This window comes from Streptococcus sp. SM3 (assembly GCF_027497875.1).
Genome location: NZ_JAJNSA010000208.1, coordinates 1 through 1,398 on the forward strand (window position 1 = coordinate 1; position 1,398 = coordinate 1,398).

Sequence of the window (1,398 nt, forward strand, 5' to 3'; positions counted from 1 at the left end):
TCACGTTAGACATTATTCGTGATATGAAACGCCGTGTAGAAGAGTGGTCTGACCAATATGGCTACCATTTCTCTATCTACTCAACACCGTCCGAAAGTTTGACAGACCGTTTCTGCCGACTAGATACAGACAAGTTTGGCTCTATTCCTGATATTACAGACAAGGAATACTACACTAACTCTTTCCACTACGATGTTCGTAAAAATCCAACACCTTTTGAAAAACTGGATTTTGAGAAAATCTATCCAGAAGCAGGTGCGTCAGGTGGTTTCATCCATTATTGTGAGTATCCAGTCCTTCAGCAAAATCCTAAAGCCTTGGAAGCTGTCTGGGACTATGCCTATGACCGTGTCGGCTATCTTGGGACCAATACTCCAATAGACCGTTGCTACAAGTGTGACTTTGAAGGGGATTTTGAACCAACTGAGAGGGGCTTTGCTTGTCCTAACTGTGGCAATAGCGACCCTAAAACAGTAGACGTTGTTAAACGGACTTGTGGATATTTAGGTAATCCTCAAGCGAGACCTATGGTCAATGGGCGTCACAAGGAAATCGCAGCGCGTGTCAAACATATGAATGGCTCAACGATTAAAATAGCTGGCCATCAAGTAGCAAATTAGAAAGAAATGAAATGGGGAAATATCAATTAGACGATAAGGGGCGTGCACAAGTGACCCGTTATCACGAGAAACACTCTAAAGGTGGAGCTGGTAAGAAAGAACGCTTGCTCAGCCTCAGAGAACAATTTTTAAACAAGAACAAGAAAAAATAAAAGTGAGAGCCAGCTCTCGCTTTTCTCTTAGTGGGAGGTAAGGATGGAATTACGCAGACCAAGAATAGCAGATAAAGAAACAGTTTTAGAGATGATGACAGAGTTTGAAAAGAGCCAATCAGCCCATGATGGAGGATTTTGGGATACAGAGAACTTTGTGTATGAAGAATGGTTGGAAACAAATAAGCAAAAAGAAATGGGAATAAACTTGCCTGAAAATCGTGTTCCTTCTATTCAATTTGTATCATTTGATGATGTAGGTCCTGCTCTAGGATTTTTGAATCTGCGATTGAGACTGAATGAGGGTTTATTGAATTATGCTGGCCACATTGGCTACTCCATTCGTCCATCAGAAAGAGGCAAAGGTTATGCTAAAGAGACTCTCCGTCAGGGCTTGCAAGTTGCTAAGGAAAAGAACATCAAGAGAACTCTTGTGACCTGTAGCGTGAATAATCCTGCTAGCAGAGCAGTCATTCTAGCAAATGGTGGGCTCCTTGAAGATGTTCGTAATGGAGTTGAGCGTTATTGGATAGAGGTAGCGAATGAATAATCCAAAACCACAAGAATGGAAAAGCGAGGATCTCAGTCAAGGGCGTATTATTGATTACAAGGCCTTCAACTTTGTG

3 protein-coding genes and 1 pseudogene are annotated in these 1,398 nt (G+C 41.9%); all 4 read left to right on the top strand.

Annotation, left to right across the window (positions count from 1 at the left end):
* The coding region (nrdD, locus tag PAN06_RS14195) for an anaerobic ribonucleoside-triphosphate reductase (RefSeq protein ID WP_276593289.1) at positions 1-620 on the top strand (620 nt) is incomplete at its 5' end.
* 11 nt (positions 621-631) lie between these two features.
* Entirely contained in the window at positions 632-772 is a 141-nt protein-coding gene (locus PAN06_RS14200; RefSeq protein WP_000521621.1) for a hypothetical protein, read from the top strand.
* 43 nt (positions 773-815) lie between these two features.
* Positions 816-1,322 carry a GNAT family N-acetyltransferase gene (locus PAN06_RS14205; RefSeq protein WP_269796655.1) on the top strand — a complete coding sequence of 169 codons (507 nt, stop codon included), beginning with the start codon at positions 816-818 and terminating at the stop codon, positions 1,320-1,322.
* A pseudogene (locus PAN06_RS14210) lies at positions 1,315-1,398 on the top strand (anaerobic ribonucleoside-triphosphate reductase activating protein); the annotation flags it as partial. The gene PAN06_RS14205 and the pseudogene PAN06_RS14210, both read left to right, overlap by 8 nt.

Coding starts and splice junctions, on each gene's coding strand:
- PAN06_RS14200 (WP_000521621.1), top strand. CDS start 632: ATGGGGAAATATCAATTAGACGATAAGGGGCGTGCACAAGTGACCCGT.
- PAN06_RS14205 (WP_269796655.1), top strand. CDS start 816: ATGGAATTACGCAGACCAAGAATAGCAGATAAAGAAACAGTTTTAGAG.